The following is a 19,324-nucleotide window of genomic DNA, read 5'->3' as shown; positions in this document are numbered from 1 at the left end:
CATGATAGTTAACAGTCCAGTATGGATTGGTTTTACTCACGTACTCATAAATTATGATGGGTTTTATACAATATAGCTGCGAGGCCCACACTCAACGCCATCTGGAACTGATAGCCAGGGGCGGCGAGCAACGGGAAGTACGTTATTCCGATGGAGCGTATTCGCTGAAGGTTGGCAGCTTCGGCAATCAGACCGCTGGTCGCATTCCCCGGAATGTACTGACCTTCGGGCATAACTGTGCCGACCAGCGCGCCTACAAGCAGGCTGCGAGGGCTCAAGGCCTGAAAGCGCATGGCGCCCCGATGCCTCTCTCCTTGGCGAAGTTCCTGATCGAGTTCCTGACGGAACCCGGGGAAGTAGTAGCCGATCCCTTCGGCGGTTCATTCACGACTGCCAAGGCTGCCGAACTGCTGGGCCGTCGCTGGCTTTCAACTGAGTGCATGGCGGAATACGTGATCGGTAGCGCCTTCCGCTTCCGGGAGCAGCCTGGCTTCATCCAGCACCTTGCTGCATAGGCCTCGCAAAGCCATTTCGACCACCCTGAATGCCGATTTTGCCGGCTTGAAACGCCTATGCCGTATGAGAAGCTAACCCTGTCAAAACTGGCCGAACGGCGGCCGAACAGGACTTGCAATCATGTCGAAGAAGCCCACTCAATCAGAGATTAGTCATACGACGGCCGACATTACCCGCTTCCTTTTCTCAGCGGGGAGTGCGTCGATGGCCGAGGCCGTCGGCACGATGGCCAAGCAGCGCGATACTGCCATTGCCGAACGCGATGCGCTTGCCCGCGAAATGCTGACGCCGGGCGTTTTCCAACGTCTGCTGGAGTGGCTCCGGGAACCGAAGGTGCGACCCGCATCGCTCGCCTTCACCGCCGGGCTTGAGCGCCAGATCGCCTATGCCCTCGAAATGGACGTGCTGCCGGAACTACGTGCGCTTCGCGTCAAGGTCGCCAACGCCGAGTCGAATGCCATGCAGGCGGGCGCCGCCATCATCTGGACTAATGCGATGACCGGGCAGAAGCCGGCGAACGGCGATTCAGTCCTCGTCTTTGGCGTATTGGAGGAAGAGCAGGAAGCCGATACCCATGAAGGCTATTGGGACGGCAAATACTGGCGTTCCGTTCGCACCTGGGAAACCGGCTTCGAAGGTGGCAAGCAACCGAAGATCGCCGCCCAACAGTGGGCCAAACGCCCCGTGCCGAGCGGAGTCTGAGATGCCCCAACGGATTCAACTGAAACGGAGCAAGGGCTGGAAGATGCCTGCCAACACGGTGAAAGTCGACCGAACCACGAAGTGGGGAAACCCCTTTGTTCCAGGAAAGCCGGCTCCCTTCGGTCCGACGAAAGGCCAGATCGTGGCCGACAAACGCCATGCCTTTGTGCTGTATCGATCGCTAGCGCCGCTGAACGAGAAGCTTGTAGCCGAAGCGCGCGCTGAACTCGCCGGCAAGAACCTGGCCTGCTGGTGCCCCCATGATGACCCTTACGAGGATGCCTGCCATGCCGCAGTCCTCCTTCAACTGGCTAACGAAAGTGTTCCCAAAATGAAACTGACCCACTGCACGCTGACCGGCGTCGATACGCAAACCGACCTTGCCGGCATCAAGAGCCTCTCTACCGAATTTCCATTCGTAGAATGGGGCTTCCTGTATTCCCCGAAGCGTCAGGGTATGCCCGGTCGCTATCCCTCGGTTGCCATGTTGCAGAACGCCTTCCTGCATCTGCCACCCGACGTGCGAGTGGCACTGCATGTCTGCGGCCAGGGCGTCCCGGACCTGCTGCGCAACGGCGAACAGGTAATCGAAGAACTGGTTGAACTCGTCGCCGCACGCGGGGGACGCGTCCAACTCAATTTCAACCTTCTGGACGGCCGGGTAACGCAAACCGACCTCACCAAATTTCTCAAGCGATTCCCGAATCTCACGATCATCACCCAGCACAATGCGGCTAATGCCTCGCTGGCCACGCTCATGTGGCAGGCAAGCAATCACGCGGTCCTGTTCGATGAATCGGGGGGCAGGGGACAACTGCCTGGCGGCTGGAAGGTGCCAATGCCGGGCGTTGCCTGCGGTTACGCCGGCGGACTCGGGCCGGACAATCTCGGGGAACAACTGGACCTCATTTCGGCGGCGGCCGGTGATTGCGATTTCTGGATCGACATGGAGGGCAAGCTGCGTACGCTGGATGAAACCGAGTGCGACTGGTTCGACCTTGAAAAGGCCCGCCGCTGCCTTGAAGCAGTTAAGGCCGGGATCGTGGCATGAACATCGAACACCTGGCCGCACGCCTCACCGCATACCGATTTCGCTTCGTCTCTGAGAAGGATCTGCAGGATGGCATTGAAGCGATGCTAACTGCCGAGGAAATCCCTTTCCAGAGGGAGCGGGCAATCAGCGCCCCGGACCGTCCGGACTTCCTGGTCGACGGCAATCTCGCCGTGGAAGTAAAGATCAAGGGGTCGCTGGCCCAACTGCTGCGACAGGCCTCACGTTACGCCGCGCACCCGGAAATCGCCGGTATTGTCGTGGTAGGTAGCCCGCGGTGGTTGGCCGGGGTTCCGTCGATGCTGTGCGACAAACCGGTCAGGGCAGTTCGCCTCCTGGGGAGCCTTCTGTGAACTTCGGCTCTGTCACCTACAGCGACGGCTGTTGGCGGATCGACTGCGAGCCTCACGTCAGGGCAAAGCTCAAGCGAGTATTCCCTGAGGTCGACCGCCGTGTAACAGAGCAAATAGTTCTCTCCGACAATGACGAGAACTGCCGTGATCTGCTCTGGTTCCTCGAGCGCTATCCGATGACTGTCGACAACCGGCAGCGCCTGCAACAAGGGGCTGCCGATCACGTCGACCAGCAAAATCAAATTGAGGAACTGCTTGAACATCGCCGACCGCCGGATGACTTCACATTGGCACTTCCACCGCGCGCGTACCAAGCCACAGCCGCCTCACTGGCCAGGATCAAACAGGGGTTGCTGATCGCCGATGATGTAGGCCTCGGGAAGACGGTCACCGGCATCTGCCCAATGGCGCATTCCGACCATCTGCCGGCGCTGGTCGTGACCCTGACCCATCTGCCGAGTCAGTGGGCGGCCGAATTGAAACGCTTTGCTCCGGAACTCGACATCCATGTTCTGAAGTCCGGTCGACCGTACGATCTGGTGCCGAAAAAAAGTCGCAAGCAGGCTTCCTTGTTCGATGAACCGCGCCTTCCGGACGTGATCATCTGCAACTATCACAAACTGAACGGCTGGGCCGAGGTTCTGGGCGGGTTGATTCGGTATGTGGTCTTCGACGAAGTACAGGAACTGCGCCGGGATGAATCTGCGAAGTACGCCGCCGCCCGCTATATCGCCAAGCGCGCGCGGTTGCGTATCGGCCTCAGTGCCACGCCGATCTACAACTACGGCTCCGAGTTTTTCAACGTGATCGATCTGTTGCTGCCCGGGGCGCTCGGTACCGCCGATGAGTTCCTGCGCGAGTGGTGTGGGCAGGACTACCAGAAGATCAAGGATCCCAAGGCCTTCGGCGAGCACCTGAGGCGCGAGGGCATCATGATTCGCCGGACCCGTGCCGACGTCGGCCGGGAATTGCCACCGGTGACCAAGATTCCACAGGTCGTCGAGGCGGACCAGCATGCCCTGGAACGCATCAAGGGTTCTGCCGTGGAACTGGCCAAGATCATCCTTGCTGCCCAGCAGAACCATCGAGGCGAGAAGTTCATGGCCAGCGAGGAATTCAACGTCCTTATGCGCCAGGCGACCGGAATTGCCAAAGCCCCCTATGTAGCCGAGTTCGTCAGGTTGCTTTTGCAGAGCGAGCAGCGCGTTGTCCTCTACGGCTGGCACCGTGAAGTCTATTCGATCTGGCTTGAGCAGCTGGCCGAGTTCAACCCGCGGCTCTACACCGGTTCAGAGTCGCCGAAACAGAAGGATGAGGCAAAGGCAGCCTTCACGGAGGGGGATTGCCGGCTGCTGATCATCTCGCTGCGTGCTGGTGCCGGTCTGGATGGCCTGCAGAAGGTATGTCGAACGGTGGTGTTTGGGGAACTGGACTGGAGCCCCGGTGTACACGAGCAATGTGTGGGCCGTGTCTATCGCGACGGACAGGCCGAACCGGTAATGGCCTATTACCTGATCGCCGAGGATGGTGCCGACCCGATCATTTCCGACGTCCTGGGCGTGAAGCGCGGTCAGATCGAAGGCGTGCGGGACCCGGACGCCGAACTGATCGAGCGCCTCGAGGGCGATGTCGGAAACATGAAGCGGCTCGCCGAAGAGTACCTTCGCCGCAATGGCGTCGCCATCGAGCATGGCCCGCTTCCGGAAATCGCGCTGTGACGCCGACGGCAATCAAGAGCCGTGCAACCTGCATCGGCTGTGGATGTACCGATGACCGCGCTTGTTACGACGGACGCAACGGATGCTCATGCCATTGGCTGGCAGTCGATTACGCCGCCGGGAGAGGGGTCTGTTCATGTTGTGAAGATCATCTCGCACGCTGGAAGAAGGGTAACCGTGAAATCACCAGCATCCCAACTGGAAGGGAAAATAATGCCGAACTTTTTTAATCCTCACGAGCTGTCAGTCGATCAACGGGGACTGTGGGACTGGGCCATGCGGGAATACCGCCGAGTCCAGGAAGAAAACATCGATCGGCAGCTTGCCAGCATGAGTGAGTACCAAAAGCAGTTCCTGGTTGATGACGAACGTGCCCGCCATCCGGGGCGTACACCTGATGTCCGCGAAATATTGCGTTCCTGGTCAAGCATGATGGGGGGCGGCGCCGGACACGGAAAATCCGCCCTATTCGCCCGGTTGCTCAGCGGCAAGCCGGCTTTGCCCTATCCGCCGCCGACCTCATATTCCTATCCGTGGTACGAAGTCATCGAAGAGCCGGGTCCGTTTCCGGTGAGCATTCGTAGCCAGTTAGCCGCCGACGGCCGGCCGGGTGCATCCGATGAAATAGTCATCGATCAATGCTCGTGGAAGATCGTTTCATCGAACGCTGCTGCAACAGAACTGGGCAAATTGCAGGACGAACTTGATCGCCTGGGAATGCCGGCCAAGCCTCGAGGCAACCACCGTGTCTATGACTGGACACCGGACCTGTTCCAGCGGGTGGCCAGCGCATACGCAAGCGGACCGGAATTGATGGTCGAATTCGGTAAGTGGCCGGCCTATCGGCTCCGGATCGGTCGCCATGTCTCCCAAAGCCAACGCCGGCATGCCGAGGCTGTTATTGCCGGCGCCAACCGTCTGCAAGCCTTACAACCCGCATCTTCGGTCTTCGATACCCATTACCTGTGCTTTCGCCCGGTGATTGGCCGCACCGTTGCAAACGGGGTGCATCCGAAGCAGCGCTTGGAGGTTAGGAAATCCAAGGTGAAGGCGGCGGCAAAAGACGGCCTGTTTTGGGGTCTCGACCAATTAGCGTTTGACCAGCAGCAAAACACGTTGAAGCAGGATGTAGCGGAATTCGAGGCAAGGCCTGATGGCTGGGACTGGGTTGAACTCTCGTACGACACGTGGGTGCTGGAGAAAGCACGATGAGAACGCTGTCAATCCGCCAGCCGTGGGCCTGGCTCATCGTCCACGGGTACAAGCTGATCGAGAACAGGTCTTGGGGAACGCAGATCCGCGGCCCATTCTTGGTTCATGCGGGGCTTACCTTCGATCAGGAGGGCTACTGCTGGGTTCGCGAGACCTTCCCGAATATCCCGATGCCTCAAACCAGCCAATTTGAACGGGGCGGCATTGTCGGAAAGAGCACGTTGGTCGATTGCGTTCCCCCAGGGAGCGACCTCCCGGAAAACGTGGATGCCTGGTATTTCGACGATTTCGGTTTCCTGCTCAGAGACAGCGAGCCGCTCCCATTTCGACCTCTCAAGGGAAAGCTAGGTTTTTTCGACACCCCGGGGGAATGAGGCTATCACTCGCCCAACCGCCGGGGCTATCGGCGGTCGGAATTCAACTCAGGTGGCCACGGAAAATGCCATCAACTGCATGGAATATTGCATTACGAAATAAGAAGCCGAATCTTTACCAATGCTGTTGAATTCCAATGGTACGCCCCAATTTCCGAGTATGAAATTGGGAAAACTGTACACAATTCGATGCGTTTTTGCCCCCTAGAAACGGGAAAATCGATCTGTAGCTTAGTTATCGTCATTTCATAAAGGAGATCACGATGACGAAGAAGCTCACCCCGTTTTCCACCGCGAACGCCTTCCTCCAGGAAGCCAGCAAACTGCTCGGCGACGGTCCGCCGACGGATCCGAACCTGAGCCCGGAACGGGTCACGAACGCGCAGGATGCAATCATCCACGCGCTCGGTGCCCTCGAGCGTGGTGCATTCCGCTACCAGCCCACGAATCAGGTGGACCAGACTACCGGCGTTCAACTGTTCCGGCAGGAAACGATCGACGAAACGGCTGCACACGCCTACCGCCACCTCCATTCCATCGTCGGGCCCATCATCGACTTCGAAACCCCCAATGCGGACGATGTTGCCCGCCTGGTACCGGCGCTGCGCGATTTCATCGAGATCCATTACGGCGCTGCCCTCAAGTCCGAGAAATAGCCGAAGGCATCAATGGCACCACAGGATTCGGGCGGGAAACCGCCCGTTTTCACTGGTGATTGATTGGTTTTAGCTCATAGCCGGCGATAGGCAGAGAGCGATACCGTTCGAACATCCCACCTTGAGGAAATAACCGATGTTCAAGAATTTGCAGATTTACCGTTTGCCAGCGCCGTGGGGCATTGACCTTGCCAAGCTGGAAGAGCAGCTGGCTCGCGGCCCTTTCGTCAAATGCCCCAGTAACCAGCCCATGAGCCGTGGCTGGGTGTCGCCACGCCGCGATGGCGCCCTGGTCTATTCCCTGGGCGGCCAGTGGATGCTCGCACTGAGCACCGAGCAGCGCCTGCTGCCGTCGTCGGTGGTCAATGAGGAAGTCAAGGAACGCGCCGAGGCGATGGAAGCCCAGCAGGGCTACGCGCCGGGCCGCAAGCAGCTCAAAGAACTGCGCGAGCGCGTCACGGAAGAACTGATGCCCCGCGCTTTCACCAAGAAGCAAACGACCTTCGTCTGGATCGATCCGGTCAACGGGTGGTTTGTTGTCGATGCAAGCGGCCCGGCCAAGGCCGAAGATGCCATCGAGCACCTGCGCCACTGCCTCGACGAATTCCCCCTCAAGCCATTGCACACGCAGATATCTCCACAATCGGCAATGGCGGACTGGTTGGCCGGTGGCGACGCACCGGCCGGCTTCACCATCGACCGAGACTGCGATCTCAAGTCTGCCGGCGAGGAAAAAGCGGCTGTCCGCTACGTCCGACACCCGCTCGGCGATGAGGTAAGCGGCGAAATCAAGGCCCATTTGGCCGCCGGTAAACTGCCGACCAAGCTGGCACTGACTTGGGATGACCGGATCTCGTTCGTGATGACCGAGAAATTCGAGATCAAGCGCCTCACCTTCCTCGACATTCTCAAAGAAGCAGCTGAGAAAGCAGCCGAACATGCGGACGAACAATTCGATGCCGATTTTGCCTTGATGACCGGCGAGCTGCAGCGCATGCTCCCGGCGGTTATTAGTGCGCTCGGTGGCGAAGTCGTGGAAGCGGGCTAGGAACTCTCCAATTGGGCGCTGGGAGCAGGGCGGATTGTGTGGCCTTGGATGGCAGCAAACGCAATCTGCAGGTTGCCTCCCAGCCGCCCAAGGCGAGCATGAATGATCGCTTGCGCTTCCCGGCGACCGATGGCCGAATCATCGGGCATCGAGGCCTCCACAAAATCCGTAGCCAACGCAAGCGTGCGAGCGGCTATCAGTCGCCGCATACCGCCCTCGGCTTGGCCACAGGCTTCAGCAATAGCCTCTCCGGCATCCAAGGGCATCACATCCTGGCCAGCAGACCACTTCTTCAGCCTGCCGTGCGAGAACATGGCACTTCCGGACCCGCGCAGTTGCATTGCAACGGCAAGGGTGGCCAGAGAATCGCAGGACAACGCTGTTTGAGCCTCGGCAAGCCAATTGCCTATCGGGTGTCTCGACGGCTCCGACAAGCTACCTAGCCGGTCCAGGGAAAGTTCGGCGCGCTGCTGCAGCATTCCAATGAAACGATCTATCAGCCCGGCGCCGACAATGGCATTCAACAGTCGTTCGACGAAATGATACTCGGCACGTCCCACGCCTACGGCATGTTTTGACCACCAGGCATCTACGTCGTCCAGCAGGTTCTTGCCACAGCAAGGGCAGGGAACATTTCGATCAAGGATGCCGGACGTAATCCGCTGGGGCAGCCCCTCGAATATCTGGAAGACTGCCAGGATTCCGGGCATCAAAGGCCCGTCCGGGGCGCTACCGTCCAGCTGCTCAACGTCATCCAGCGACATACCGAGTGTGTCGGCCAGCAGTCGCTTGGTTGTTGGACTGACTTTGTGTCGTCCCCGGATCAAGTTTTCCAGATTCTTGTACTGAGGCCCTGCTTCCGTCCGAATGCAGGCCTGGTGACTCGCGTGCCCAGTGAGCAGCCGCACAAGAAATTCGGGATCCGGTGCAGTGGGGCGCATCGGCTGCAGATCGAGTAACCGACCATAGGAGCCCAACGGGCGTAAGACCTCGACCACCGGAAACGGAGGCAGAAGCAGTTCTCGTAGGGTCATGTCTCCAAAACGTCTCGATGCGTTCATGGCAGACGGAAGCTTTTCCATGTTGCGGTACCGGCAGCCGTAAGGGCGGTGAGAGCATAGCGCACGTCCAACAGGACGCCCAACTTCAACCTAACGCATGAAAGGCTGTCATCATGAATAATCGCACCTACGCAAACTCCAACAATCCGCTTTGGCCGAGCCGCACAGGAAATCCGTCCGGCGGTGGGCGCGGAAACAATCCTCCGGCCAAGAAGTGAAAGGTGAGGGGGCCGGCCGGCGGGCGCCGGTCGGCTTCCTACCGCGTCGATTTCTGAGTATGATCCGGAAACGGTAGCTGGCGTTACCGCACACCAAGCCAGCAATTCACCGCAGAATCATCTGCGCCGGCCCATGGGCCGATCCATATTCCATGCATTGAGTACGTGATAATCCTGTCCAGAGCAGAAAGCTCCGGAGAGAATTTTCTACGCGTAAGCGTGAAACGGTAGCTGGCAGCACCGGGTATTGAACCAAAGTCAGCAATTCTCAACCCTTGCGGGGCTTTCCCGCTTTGGGAGGCTCCGTGTTTACTTAGGAGCCTCAACATGGACAACAATCTCTCGTCCTATTCCAAGGAAATGGTCCGCGCGTGTGAAGCGGCAATCGATGCGGGAGTGTTCTATCAGGACGCTTTTGCCGATTTCGTCGTCAAGCACATGGGCGGCTACGACTGCAAACCAGTACTCGTCGAAACCGTATCGTTCAAATGGTACGGCGGTGAAAACTTCCTGGCCGAGCAACGCGCCTGGAAAACGGAAGCGGAAATGCGGATGAAATCTAGTCCGCGGGGCCATTACATTCTGATCGAGAAATTGTACGACGACGGCAAGCGCCGTTACTCGACAATGGTATCGGCAGGTGATGGGCGACTTTCAGTTGGCGGTTCGCATGATTCCTATGATGAACAGCCGACCGGCGAGAAGGTGCTTTCGCGAATGATCGGGTACGAGGTGTACTGCTGCCGAAAGGCCGTGGAAGAATCTCGACGTCGCGACCATAACCGCAATGCACTGGAGCGCCATCGCTACTGCGTTGGCCAGGTCTTTCGAAATTACCGCCACCCGGGCGAGACCAAGCCGTTTTCCAAGGCGACAGTCACCAAGATTTATCCGGAAAGCGGGCAGGTAACGATGCACCTGAGCAAGCGGGGAACCTCCAAGATGTGGGAGATTACCGTTGGCGCTGGCTGCATCGAGGAGCGGATCGAGACTCCACCCAAGTCGCCGGCAAGCAACACCGGAAGCCGTGACGGGAACCTCGAGATGCTGACCTTCGAACTCGCGAACTGACGTCTAGCCCGCACAAGCAATATTTCAATCAACCACCCGGTGGGTTCCTCGCCCGCTGGGCGATGGATCCGCCAGTCTCAGGAGAAACATCAAATGACTGAACAGATTCAAACTCAAAAGCCGAACGCAGGAGCCGGCCAGGCCATGCTCTTCTTCAAGGAATTGATGGAGAACGTCGAAACGCTGACCGGCATTGCCGATCTGCACGGCACGCGAACACTGGCCGACGTGATGTACCTGCAGAACGCGATCCTGGATGGCAGCTTCATCGAACTGTATCCGGACGAATCTGCTGTACTGAAAATCGTCGATGAACTTCCGTCCTCAGCAATTTGGCGGCAGTTCATTCAGCCGACCGCCTTGGACGGCCATTCTGTGCTGCAGGAAAGCAAGCTGTTGCGCGATGCGAAGCAACTCGTCGCGGATATTCAAGCTATGGCGCAACCGCTAACTACTCCCAGAACGGAACCTGATCTGGATGGCCCCAGCGAGTTCGAAAACCACTACCTCTGCACTTGCGGAGAGCAGTGGCAGGATACCTGGAGCAGCGCGTGTAACGACCGCTGTCCGGCCTGCAACCGTGAAATCGAGCCCTACGCATCGGACGATGGATCGATGACCGATGAGGAAATCGATACAGCACTGAAGCGTGTCGCTGACATGCGGCAGTACCTGATCGCTGGTGCGCCGAACGGCTGGGCCCACATCTTCGCTGGCTTCGGTGAATTTGTCGTGCGCTTCGTCTTCGACCGCAAACAGCAGTCCATCATTGCCATGCAGCTCTCGGCATCAGGAGGGGGCAGCTGGCGGAACGCAACTCCGGACCAGATGGCAGATGTCGAAGACAGCGTGAAGAACGCCAATGTCGAGGCAATTGCTGATCCCTACGGTAGTGGCTATGGCCTGGTCGCTACTGACGATTTGCCTTCGTGGGCTGAAATTATCTGAAACTGGACATTCCATATGTTCAACCGCCCGGTTCTCCTTTCGGAGGCCGGGCTTTTTTACGTCCACCAACTGGTTCGCCTATTTCCCTTGCATCAATTCGGACGGTATTCGGCCGCTGGAATTCAAAACTCAACATGGCACAATGAACCAACTTAACGATTGAAATAGGCCGGCACAATGGATATGAACACGGTTGGCAACTGGCTTTTGCACGGAGGCTTGGTGCGGCTTCTCAAGCCCATCTCTACAAATGGCGGGGTTGATTTCGTCGCCGGCGAAATCCTGCGCTTATCCAGGCTGGTGCCTTACAACACTGAATCAACGCTCTTCAGCACTGAGTTTGTGAGCATGACGGACGCTCGAAAAGTGCTCAACATCACTGGCAGTCCGAACAGCGAAATCTTCGAACTGGTGTAAGCGATAACGATTGCAAAGAAAAACGGAAATGCATAAACGCCCATTGTCAAAAGACGCCCTTGCCATCCTGTCCAAGGTGAATCGCCAAAACGTTCGTTCCGTCATGTTGAACGCAGTGGAGAAAGCGCTTCTCGAACTTCGGAACAACAGCTTTCAGGCTCTGACTGAAGCCATCTGTGCGTGCCAAGATGAAGATTTACGCGAAATGATGGGTGACGCCATGCGGGCAGCAATGAATCTGTTGCGGTTCGGACTGACGCCCCAGCGCCGGGAAGCGCTGAGCGGTTGTGCCCACCTGATAGTTACCGTGCCTTTTACCATGAGCGGTGAAGGCAAGTTCGACAGCCTCGATGCCCTGAGAGTCTTACTTTCTCGTATCGATGCACAGATGGATATGCTGCGGGATCCCAACGGCGCCAAATTGCCCGGACTGGTTCTGGCTGTACCAAATCGGTCCACTACACCAGCAGACCTGGTTAGCCTAAATTTCATGCTGACCAACCCGGAGCGCAGCGACGCTGACAATGAATATTTCACATGGTGGGCACAGGCTGGAGCAACCACGGTATTGGCCCATCAGGATGCGGTCGACCCCGAGTGGCATACTCGTCAGGCCTTCTTTTACGCTTTCGCAATGGCCGTCCCCCAGATGTCCGCACGAGAAGCCGTCGATGGGCCGCTCATACTGACTGAGTATGGTCAGCAAGTCCTCGACGTGATTATGACCTCAGTGGCTGAAGTCAATCGCAACGAGCCAAACTTGCATGTCGATCTATTGGAGGTACGCAAACTTTCCGATGGAATCGCATGCACACAGCGTATTGCCATTCACAAAACCCTTGAAACCTTGCATGCCTCAATCGGCACCCAGAGCACGGAGGTAACCGAGCCTGATCAGCTGTCGAGAGTCGTGACCGGCATGGATATCATTCGCTTCCCTACTGCTGCGCAACTACTGGAGATGCAGTTCGTCGGCGAAAGTGGTGCGATGTTGGCCGCCAGCCGGCTCCTTTTGCCAGCAGGCTTCCCGAAACATCTGGCTGAGCAGGAAATCGATGCCTTTACGGCAAAAGCCGGCGTCGAGTGCATTAAGCTTCCCCTGGCGACCTTGGAACAATATCGCTGCAACGCCCTTGGCATGCCTTTCGTTCGTAGTGCTGATGGGCAGTGGCAAGATCCATCGCTTCTAAAAGTTGGTCCCAAGGCAACCACGATTCTTCAAACCGGAGAATGGGCCATCGGCTGGGATGCCAGAATCCTCAATGCCGACAACCCGACCTTCGTGGCACAGTTGAAAGTGCTACCAGACCCAGTACGCCAAGCCAGGGGCGGAATCGACAACGTGCTCCGGGAGCATTACACCCCTGGTTTCCTGAAGCATTTCAAGGAGGTCGTAGCACGCCCAGGACTGTCACGGGAAGCCGCTGCAGTAGCCTTGCAGGAGGAATTCGGCTACCCGCTCGTTGAAATGCTCAAACAGGGCCATGGGCGCCAGCTCCTGCCTTGCCAACAGATGTACTGTGCAACCCATTTCACCGCGGCTGGCGGAGCCATGTTTATGGTCCGGGAACGCTTGATGAACGCCCTTGCGGAAACGGACCTGTCTGATGACTACCCGACCGAAGCGCTACGAATTCCCTTCCCGGATTGCTACTTCCACTTCGAAAAGCCAATCTCAATTGATCCAGCAAATAGTGACTCGCCGCTGCATATCGACGGCTTCTACGTATCAGAAGAGATTGACGCAGCTGACGAGGAATTTCCCGAGGAACGCCGTTATACCATCGTGCCGATCGCTGAAGACGCCGAGCAAACATTCGATCTGACCAGTGAGGCACTGTTGATTACCTGCTCTCCAGGCGACGGCAAAAACTTGGGCATGAGCTTCAGTGCCATCGATGAAACGGTACGTGAGCATGGCGTGGATCCTCGAACGCAAGCGGTCGCTGACCTGCTCAAAGAATTTCTGCGCACCATGGTCAAAGTTCTCCTGTACACGACCTTGCACGACCAGCGCCGACGTGAAGTGAACGATCGTACCGCTGCCATGGCCGCGGCCCGTGAGAAGCAAGGGAAAGAGCGGCAGAAAGCTATGGATCGTGCTGGAAAGCTCTACGATTACATCTCCATTGGCCCGGAATCTGACATTGACGATGACTCGGGTCTCGCTTCTACCGCTGTCAGCAAGAATTCCCATGTGAGGCGAGGAAGCTACGTCTGGCAGGCCTGGGGACCAAACCACTCCCTGCGACGCAATCAGTGGCGTCGTCCAACCATTGTCAACCGTGATTCTGGCAATGACCCCAGTAAAAAGACCTACATTGTCGGTTGAATGAGGGACCAAGGATCATCGTGAAAACCGCATCCGAACTTGCAGATTCTCTATTCCGTAGTGCCGACGAACACAAGCGTCGCGCAACGCAGTTGAAACGTGTCGCCGGCGGCATACGCTCGGAGATAGCAGCGGCCGCTTCCACGGGGCTCTCGCAGGCTGAGACTCTTGAATTGTCCAAGGCTGCAACCTTGCTGGATACCCTATCGGCTCGCTACACGAGTGCTCAGAAATTGGCACAGAAAAAGCAGCAGGATAAACAGCTTCGAGAGAAGCAGATCACCGCGGCGATGGCCGGCACCTTTACGGCGCTATCGACAATTCCCGACAAGGTAGCGTTAATCGGAGCAGTCCAGAGCTACACACTCAAGCCCGAGATCATCGACAATCAGCGCGACCTCGATTTTCAGTTCAGGGAAGCGCTCGGAAGCCTCGCTTACACCCTGGCCGGGCAAATGAATGGTCGACCGGCTGACATCCCAGTTGCCGAAGCGTGGAAAAAGTTCGAAGCAGAGCGCGCCAAGATCATTGACCGCCACAAAACGATGATTCTGCACCTGGAAGCCAAGTCTGCAGCCGCAGCAAAATAGCTTCCATCACACGATAGCCCGCACTGGATAGGAACAACATGGACTCTTCAACTCTCATTCTTCTCGTTGGAGCGGGGGCGGCAGTCTTGACCGCCGGCCTGCGGCCCCGCGACTTCTGGCCGATGGTTGCCAACGTCGGCATCATCGCCGTCGGCACGCTGGCGCTGCTGTGGATGCTCGACAATCCGGAGAAAACCAAAGAATTCCAGCAACAGGCCGCGGGGACCGGAACGCACGCTCTCATCTTCATCGCTTGCCAACCCTTGGTCATCCTGGCCGGCTGGTGGCTGTCTAAATTGCTTGGCAAGTGGTCCGGGGACCACGTAATAAAGAAGTAATCCCACGTCTGCAGGGCCTTGCTCAAGCAAGGCTCTTCGGGCTACGATAGCGCATCGGTAGCTGGCGTTACCGCAACCAAGCCAGCCATACACTGCAGTTCAACCTGCACCGGCATCAGCCGAACACCTCCCAATGCAATTCAGCCGCAAGAATCCTGTCCAGAGAACAACTCCGGAGAGGGTTTTCCGTATTTTCTACGCGCAAGCGTGAAACGGTAGCTGGCAGCACCGGGCATTGAGCCTAAGCCAGCATTCCATCAACCCTGTGGGGACATCCATCCCCATAAGGGGCATGGTGTCTCCGCAAGATACGGAGATCCACCATGATGTTCCAGTCTCTTCAAAGCCTGCTCGCAGGCGGCACCCTTGCACTCAACCTGACCGGCAATCCCGACAACACCATTACGGTGTTGGTGGTACCGAAAGGCGAGGGCGCGTTGGCTCAGCCTCTGGCCCTCACTGCTACGGCCGCCGAACTGGATGCTCAGTTCGCCGAGTGCGTTTCCCAGTACGTCACTGCTCGCAAGAGCTTGACCGAACAGATGGAAGCCACAGCCGCAGTACTTGCAGCCGCCAAGCAGGAATCGGCCGGCAAGGCTGTCAAAGCCATCACCAAGTCAGCCACGGCCAGCACGGTGAAGGACAAAGCCGCACCGACGAATTCCAACCCTGACGGGGAGGACGACGAAGGTGAGGAAACTCCGCCGGCATCGGATGTGGCTCCCGCCGCACCCGCAGCCGATCCTGGCAACCTCTTCGCTTAATCGGGGGAGGAAACCATGAAAGTCGAAACGCTGACGCGCGAGTTCCACTACAACGGCCTGACCTTGCCGGATCCGGGTGCTCAACAAACCCCCGAGCAGGTCCGCGACATCTACTCCGCTGCCTATCCCGAAATCACCTCCGCGGCGATCGAGGGTCCGGAGCGGAAGGGTGACAAGTTGGTCTATACGTTCAAACGTGCGGTCGGAACGAAGGGGGCAACCCTGGAAGTCTGTCCGCAGGAAACCGACGGTCTCACCTACATCAAGGTGGTGCCGGCCGGCTTTCAGGATCCGATGTTGAAGCGCCTCGCAAAGGCGCTGAAACCGAAGATCGACAAGTTTGGCGAGTTGATCGACAAATACCTTTTTGCCTACTGAGAGGCGATCGTGGGAACACTACGCGAACGCCTCAAGGCGCAGGCAAAGGGTGTTCTCCCGGTCGGTTCTACCCCTGTCCCGCAAGGGATGGGGGTAACTGATTCGGAGAAAAAAGAATGCTTAAACGCTCTTCAGGCCGTGGTTCAGGCCAAAAACAGCGGGGAAAAGCTGTATCCCCCTTCGGGCATCATGCCCCTAATCTGCTAGCGATCCCCTCGCTGGCAAAAGGCATCCCAGGCACGATTGAACAAGACCAGTACGGAACACGCTGGGCAAAGATCGCGCTGTTGTGGATGGATGCTGGTTATATCGAGGAAACCGATCAAGGCAGCCCGCGCGAACTGATCCAGACAGCGGTAGCCCGTTGGATGGACAAGCAAGTCGATGGCAATCGGCAACTCGCCAACTTCGCCGTCCAGGTAATGCCGTACCCGAGCGACGATGGCTTCGGCCCCGGCGCCCGCATGGGTTACGAGCAAGACAGCTGGGAAGCCAAGTGGTACCTCGGAATCATCGGGGGCTACGAGGCACCCTGGGTGCAGCTCGAAAGACGCATTACCGAACTGGAACAGATCCACCCGGGTCTGGGAAAGACGGCGGTGCATTGGTTCGACATGGCAGCCTCGCGGTTGCTCCCGATCTTCACCCCGCATGTCGGTCGCTACATTGCCGAACGGGTGTGGTGGTACGGGACGGACAACCAGGAGGACTATGAGTCCGAAATGGAGTCCTACCGCGAAGGTAGTGGCGAAGAAGATGACGGCGAGGAGGAAGAAGATTCCTTTGGGCCGGATTCATTCGAGAAATGCTTCCCCGATTGGCTACTCAAACCAGGCAGAGAGCCGCAATGGCTACTCGATGCAACACAGTTGCAACGTGTTGCGCAGGAAGCTGCAACAGAAGACGTACGGTCGATCGCAGGCATCGTACTGGCCTTGAGCCAGGCCGATCCGAACAGCTATCGACTTCCCTACGTCTACGGCGAAAGCCCGGTTCAGCTGGATAACGTCTATCACCTGGCGTATGTCCGCTGGAATGGCGACGACCGGCTGATTCAACTAGTCGACGACTTCATGGAAGAAGCAAATCAGTGCAGCGACTGCTTCACCGAGTTGTTGGGCGCCGACTGCGTGCCGCTTGATGAAAGCGGATTTCAAAAATGGAAAACGGAGATGGAAGCTGGCTTTGCCGTCCTGAAGCAACTGGACGCCTTGCTGCCTCTGATTTCCGACCCTGAATCATAGGAGGAAATATCAAATGGAAGTCATGGCCGGATCGACAGCGCAAGCTGAAAGTATCAAGCATGCAATCCTGCTCTACGAGACGTTTGCCACCGTGCATGACGTCACCGTCAAGGGAGTAAAACAGCCAGTCATCCAACCGGGTGTGCTGGCGACGAAAGATGGTTTGATGGCCGCGCTTCGTGCGTTGTTGCCGGAAAGCCAGCGTGGCACGGGCCTGCTACCGGAAACCGTACTTGCAACCGGAGTCGATCACATGGTCTGGTGGGTGAAGCCTACCCAGCGGGAAGTGTGGTTCTCTTGCAAGGAAATCGGCGGCGAGCGTCACGCGCCAGTTCCGAACCCCGGGCTGGTGATGGTCACGTGCAAGGCAGGTTGGCACGTCTTCGCTGTCAAAGGCAAAGACCGGCCGACGCCGGAAACCAAGCTCTACCAGGTGCCGTATTTCAACGTCTGGCGGGGAGGGAAGATTTGCACCGGTACTGCCCGGACGCCGAAAGGCGCCAACCGGAAAAAACCGACTGCATGGGAGGACGCTTTCTTCGGGTCTTTCTTCACCCATCCGAACATCCACGCACCCGAGAAGCTCATCGCGAAAGGGAGCGCGTTCAAGTTCTGGATGGAAATGCTGGACGGACGCTACCAGCGCTTCCCGGAAGGGATGCTGGTGGATACCAAGCAGACGCTGCAATCGATGTACAGCAACTTGGTCCTGAAGGGATAACCGATGGATTCGAGAGACATCGCATTGCAAAGCACCATGCCTGCAATCATGGTGCCGTTCTTCGGTGAGTTCGAGGCCCTTGCTGTACCGGGGAATCGCATTCTCAATGCCAGGGATGGAATCTGGATCGAAGCGCGGCGGCCGGGGATTTATTCCCGGCAACCTATTGCCTTGCAGAACAACGTCGCCATGCCCTACGGGCTGGTAACACCGGCGCTGGAAACGGGCTTCTCCCATCTGGGGGAAACGCTCCGGGAATTCGTCGAGTTCGCACGGCAGTCCCTTCCAAACGAAGTGGCCATGGCGCTGATCTGGGATGAAGCAACCAAGAACTTGGTCAGCCAAATTCTCGAACCGGTCAGCAACAGCCCCGGCCACATCACGTACAAGCGTCCCGACCTCACGGAAGGGCAGCATGTCGTGGTGGATATTCATTCCCACGGCAGTTTGGGCGCGTTTTTCTCGCGCACAGACAACGAAGATGATCGAGGCGATCTCAAAATCGCCATCGTCGTCGGAAACGTGGATCAACCCAATCCAACGGTAAAAGCCAGGCTCTGTACGCTCGGTCATTACCTGCCGCTGTCAATTTCCATCACGGGAAGCGATCGGCGGACAAACGAAGGAGAAGCAAATGTTTCCCCACCATCTTCCTGGTAACTTTCTGGAAGGTCCGGTCGACGTTGCCGTTATTGGCGCCGGTGGATCGGGATCGCAGGTGCTGACGGGTCTCGCCCAACTTCATCACGCAATGCTTGCCCTCGGTCATCCCGGCGGCCTGAACGTGGTGGCGGTGGATGATGATGTTGTCAGTCCCTCGAATGTCGGTCGCCAGATGTTCTATCCGGCCGACGTCGGTCAATACAAGGCGGACGTGCTGATCCATCGCATCAACATGGCGATGGGGACAAACTGGAAGAGCGCCACAGCTCGACTGGAGGCAAATTCGAATCTGTACAACATGGATCTGGTCATCGGTTGCGTTGATACCAGAGCAGCTCGTGCAGCAATTCAGACTGCCGGCGAACGTTGCAATGTTCGCTACTGGCTCGACCTGGGCAACCGACAGCATGATGGTCAGGTGATCCTGGGCGAGTTCAAGAATCAGCAGCGGGACAAGGCGCGAAAGGTGGCACGGCTACCGACGGTCGCCGACCTCTTTCCGGAAACCTGTGATCCGAGCCTCGAGGGCGAAGATACCGGGCCGTCTTGCAGTTTGGCGGAAGCTCTTGAAAAACAGTCGCTGTTTGTGAATCGCGGGGTTGCCCTGTATGCGCTCAACTTGCTGTTCGAGTTGTTTCGCTACGGTGGCCTCTCGCACCATGGCGTCTTCGTCAATCTGAAGAATGCGCGGACCAGTCCGTTGCCGATCGATCCGGAAGCCTGGAAACGATTCGGATACGGTCTGAAACCGAAGCGTAGTCGGAAGACCAAACAGAATCCGGAGAAATCCTGATCCAGCCCCCCGTTTGCCAGCAATGGCAGCGGGGGGATTTTTTTGCCCTATCGCTTTGCAGGAAGGCCTTTCGGCGAGCCTGCGAAACGGTGTGGAAAATTGCTCATAGCACGCGGCTGGATTTAGTCACGGGAATCCGCGTAGGAAAGTCACTAG

Annotated in this window: 22 protein-coding genes; 21 read left to right on the top strand and 1 reads right to left on the bottom strand. The window is 57.6% G+C overall.

The window, feature by feature from the left end:
* Positions 1–53: 53 nt before the first annotated feature.
* The 9 genes from AC07TV_RS18955 to AC07TV_RS18915 all read left to right on the top strand — a co-directional run bounded on the left by AC07TV_RS18955 (position 54) and on the right by AC07TV_RS18915 (position 7,630).
* Positions 54–515 (top strand): DNA methyltransferase, encoded by a 462-nt coding sequence (locus tag AC07TV_RS18955; protein ID WP_494649928.1) that lies wholly within the window; start codon positions 54–56, stop codon positions 513–515.
* A 121-nt stretch (positions 516–636) separates the two neighbouring features.
* Complete coding sequence (locus AC07TV_RS18950; RefSeq protein ID WP_494649927.1) at positions 637–1,218, top strand: hypothetical protein; 582 nt, start codon at positions 637–639, stop codon at positions 1,216–1,218.
* Position 1,219: 1 nt separating this feature from the next.
* A complete protein-coding gene (locus AC07TV_RS18945; RefSeq protein WP_494649926.1) occupies positions 1,220–2,269 on the top strand; it encodes a DUF4326 domain-containing protein in 1,050 nt (349 codons plus the stop codon).
* Entirely contained in the window at positions 2,266–2,622 is a 357-nt protein-coding gene (locus AC07TV_RS18940) for a hypothetical protein (protein ID WP_494649925.1), read from the top strand. The genes AC07TV_RS18945 and AC07TV_RS18940 overlap by 4 nt, the downstream gene beginning before the upstream one ends.
* Positions 2,619–4,340: a DEAD/DEAH box helicase gene (locus AC07TV_RS18935; RefSeq protein ID WP_494649924.1), complete on the top strand. Its 1,722-nt coding sequence runs from the start codon at positions 2,619–2,621 to the stop codon at positions 4,338–4,340. The genes AC07TV_RS18940 and AC07TV_RS18935 overlap by 4 nt, the downstream gene beginning before the upstream one ends.
* A gap of 51 nt (positions 4,341–4,391) precedes the next feature.
* The gene (locus AC07TV_RS18930) at positions 4,392–5,552 is read left to right on the top strand and encodes a hypothetical protein (RefSeq protein ID WP_494649923.1); all 1,161 of its coding nucleotides are present in this window, start codon (positions 4,392–4,394) and stop codon (positions 5,550–5,552) included.
* Positions 5,549–5,926, top strand: coding sequence for an ASCH domain-containing protein (locus AC07TV_RS18925; protein WP_494649922.1), 378 nt, complete (start codon positions 5,549–5,551; stop codon positions 5,924–5,926). Before AC07TV_RS18930 ends, AC07TV_RS18925 begins: the two co-directional genes overlap by 4 nt.
* Before the next feature lie 263 nt (positions 5,927–6,189).
* Positions 6,190–6,582, top strand: a complete 393-nt coding sequence (locus AC07TV_RS18920) for a hypothetical protein (protein WP_494649921.1) — start codon at positions 6,190–6,192, stop codon at positions 6,580–6,582.
* A 136-nt stretch (positions 6,583–6,718) separates the two neighbouring features.
* Positions 6,719–7,630, top strand: a complete 912-nt coding sequence (locus AC07TV_RS18915) for a recombination-associated protein RdgC (RefSeq protein ID WP_494649920.1) — start codon at positions 6,719–6,721, stop codon at positions 7,628–7,630.
* Here the strand turns inward: AC07TV_RS18915 and AC07TV_RS18910 are convergent.
* Positions 7,627–8,712, bottom strand: coding sequence for a hypothetical protein (locus AC07TV_RS18910; protein ID WP_494649919.1), 1,086 nt, complete (start codon positions 8,710–8,712; stop codon positions 7,627–7,629). The genes AC07TV_RS18915 and AC07TV_RS18910 overlap by 4 nt on opposite strands.
* A gap of 524 nt (positions 8,713–9,236) precedes the next feature.
* Between AC07TV_RS18910 and AC07TV_RS18905 the strand changes: the two genes are divergently transcribed.
* The 12 genes from AC07TV_RS18905 (at position 9,237) to AC07TV_RS18850 (ending at position 19,168) form a co-directional block, all read left to right on the top strand.
* Positions 9,237–9,980, top strand: a complete 744-nt coding sequence (locus AC07TV_RS18905; RefSeq protein WP_494649918.1) for a hypothetical protein — start codon at positions 9,237–9,239, stop codon at positions 9,978–9,980.
* 93 nt (positions 9,981–10,073) lie between these two features.
* Positions 10,074–10,928 carry a hypothetical protein gene (locus tag AC07TV_RS18900; protein WP_494649917.1) on the top strand — a complete coding sequence of 285 codons (855 nt, stop codon included), beginning with the start codon at positions 10,074–10,076 and terminating at the stop codon, positions 10,926–10,928.
* 177 nt (positions 10,929–11,105) lie between these two features.
* Complete coding sequence (locus tag AC07TV_RS18895) at positions 11,106–11,345, top strand: hypothetical protein (protein ID WP_494649916.1); 240 nt, start codon at positions 11,106–11,108, stop codon at positions 11,343–11,345.
* A 28-nt stretch (positions 11,346–11,373) separates the two neighbouring features.
* Entirely contained in the window at positions 11,374–13,677 is a 2,304-nt protein-coding gene (locus AC07TV_RS18890) for an AcrVA2 family anti-CRISPR protein (protein ID WP_494649915.1), read from the top strand.
* A gap of 20 nt (positions 13,678–13,697) precedes the next feature.
* Entirely contained in the window at positions 13,698–14,267 is a 570-nt protein-coding gene (locus AC07TV_RS18885; protein ID WP_494649914.1) for a hypothetical protein, read from the top strand.
* A gap of 86 nt (positions 14,268–14,353) precedes the next feature.
* Entirely contained in the window at positions 14,354–14,605 is a 252-nt protein-coding gene (locus tag AC07TV_RS18880; protein ID WP_494649913.1) for a hypothetical protein, read from the top strand.
* 323 nt (positions 14,606–14,928) lie between these two features.
* On the top strand, positions 14,929–15,369 hold the full coding sequence (locus AC07TV_RS18875; RefSeq protein ID WP_494649912.1) for a PRTRC system protein E: 441 nt from the start codon (positions 14,929–14,931) through the stop codon (positions 15,367–15,369).
* Between the two features lie 15 nt (positions 15,370–15,384).
* Entirely contained in the window at positions 15,385–15,747 is a 363-nt protein-coding gene (locus AC07TV_RS18870; protein ID WP_494649911.1) for a PRTRC system protein C, read from the top strand.
* A 116-nt stretch (positions 15,748–15,863) separates the two neighbouring features.
* Positions 15,864–16,991, top strand: a complete 1,128-nt coding sequence (locus tag AC07TV_RS18865; protein WP_494649910.1) for a PRTRC system protein F — start codon at positions 15,864–15,866, stop codon at positions 16,989–16,991.
* Positions 16,992–17,004: 13 nt separating this feature from the next.
* Positions 17,005–17,712, top strand: coding sequence for a PRTRC system protein B (locus tag AC07TV_RS18860; RefSeq protein WP_494649909.1), 708 nt, complete (start codon positions 17,005–17,007; stop codon positions 17,710–17,712).
* A gap of 3 nt (positions 17,713–17,715) precedes the next feature.
* A complete protein-coding gene (locus tag AC07TV_RS18855; protein ID WP_494649908.1) occupies positions 17,716–18,372 on the top strand; it encodes a PRTRC system protein A in 657 nt (218 codons plus the stop codon).
* The gene (locus tag AC07TV_RS18850; protein WP_494649907.1) at positions 18,347–19,168 is read left to right on the top strand and encodes a PRTRC system ThiF family protein; all 822 of its coding nucleotides are present in this window, start codon (positions 18,347–18,349) and stop codon (positions 19,166–19,168) included. The genes AC07TV_RS18855 and AC07TV_RS18850 overlap by 26 nt, the downstream gene beginning before the upstream one ends.
* The last annotated feature ends 156 nt before the right edge of the window (positions 19,169–19,324 follow it).

The organism is Azonexus sp. GW821-FHT04F04 (assembly GCF_059420025.1).
The sequence above is the reverse complement of the archived record's forward strand: the minus strand, read 5'-3'. Positions and strand labels throughout refer to the sequence as shown.

What these genes read in the sequence shown, in the direction of transcription:
- AC07TV_RS18955 (WP_494649928.1), top strand. Translation starts at nt 54, where the DNA reads ATGATGGGTTTTATACAATATAGCTGCGAGGCCCACACTCAACGCCAT.
- AC07TV_RS18950 (WP_494649927.1), top strand. Translation starts at nt 637, where the DNA reads ATGTCGAAGAAGCCCACTCAATCAGAGATTAGTCATACGACGGCCGAC.
- AC07TV_RS18945 (WP_494649926.1), top strand. Translation starts at nt 1,220, where the DNA reads ATGCCCCAACGGATTCAACTGAAACGGAGCAAGGGCTGGAAGATGCCT.
- AC07TV_RS18940 (WP_494649925.1), top strand. Translation starts at nt 2,266, where the DNA reads ATGAACATCGAACACCTGGCCGCACGCCTCACCGCATACCGATTTCGC.
- AC07TV_RS18930 (WP_494649923.1), top strand. Translation starts at nt 4,392, where the DNA reads ATGACCGCGCTTGTTACGACGGACGCAACGGATGCTCATGCCATTGGC.
- AC07TV_RS18925 (WP_494649922.1), top strand. Translation starts at nt 5,549, where the DNA reads ATGAGAACGCTGTCAATCCGCCAGCCGTGGGCCTGGCTCATCGTCCAC.
- AC07TV_RS18920 (WP_494649921.1), top strand. Translation starts at nt 6,190, where the DNA reads ATGACGAAGAAGCTCACCCCGTTTTCCACCGCGAACGCCTTCCTCCAG.
- AC07TV_RS18915 (WP_494649920.1), top strand. Translation starts at nt 6,719, where the DNA reads ATGTTCAAGAATTTGCAGATTTACCGTTTGCCAGCGCCGTGGGGCATT.
- AC07TV_RS18910 (WP_494649919.1), bottom strand. Translation starts at nt 8,712, where the DNA reads ATGGAAAAGCTTCCGTCTGCCATGAACGCATCGAGACGTTTTGGAGAC.
- AC07TV_RS18905 (WP_494649918.1), top strand. Translation starts at nt 9,237, where the DNA reads ATGGACAACAATCTCTCGTCCTATTCCAAGGAAATGGTCCGCGCGTGT.
- AC07TV_RS18900 (WP_494649917.1), top strand. Translation starts at nt 10,074, where the DNA reads ATGACTGAACAGATTCAAACTCAAAAGCCGAACGCAGGAGCCGGCCAG.
- AC07TV_RS18895 (WP_494649916.1), top strand. Translation starts at nt 11,106, where the DNA reads ATGGATATGAACACGGTTGGCAACTGGCTTTTGCACGGAGGCTTGGTG.
- AC07TV_RS18890 (WP_494649915.1), top strand. Translation starts at nt 11,374, where the DNA reads ATGCATAAACGCCCATTGTCAAAAGACGCCCTTGCCATCCTGTCCAAG.
- AC07TV_RS18875 (WP_494649912.1), top strand. Translation starts at nt 14,929, where the DNA reads ATGATGTTCCAGTCTCTTCAAAGCCTGCTCGCAGGCGGCACCCTTGCA.
- AC07TV_RS18870 (WP_494649911.1), top strand. Translation starts at nt 15,385, where the DNA reads ATGAAAGTCGAAACGCTGACGCGCGAGTTCCACTACAACGGCCTGACC.
- AC07TV_RS18865 (WP_494649910.1), top strand. Translation starts at nt 15,864, where the DNA reads ATGCTTAAACGCTCTTCAGGCCGTGGTTCAGGCCAAAAACAGCGGGGA.
- AC07TV_RS18860 (WP_494649909.1), top strand. Translation starts at nt 17,005, where the DNA reads ATGGAAGTCATGGCCGGATCGACAGCGCAAGCTGAAAGTATCAAGCAT.
- AC07TV_RS18855 (WP_494649908.1), top strand. Translation starts at nt 17,716, where the DNA reads ATGGATTCGAGAGACATCGCATTGCAAAGCACCATGCCTGCAATCATG.
- AC07TV_RS18850 (WP_494649907.1), top strand. Translation starts at nt 18,347, where the DNA reads ATGTTTCCCCACCATCTTCCTGGTAACTTTCTGGAAGGTCCGGTCGAC.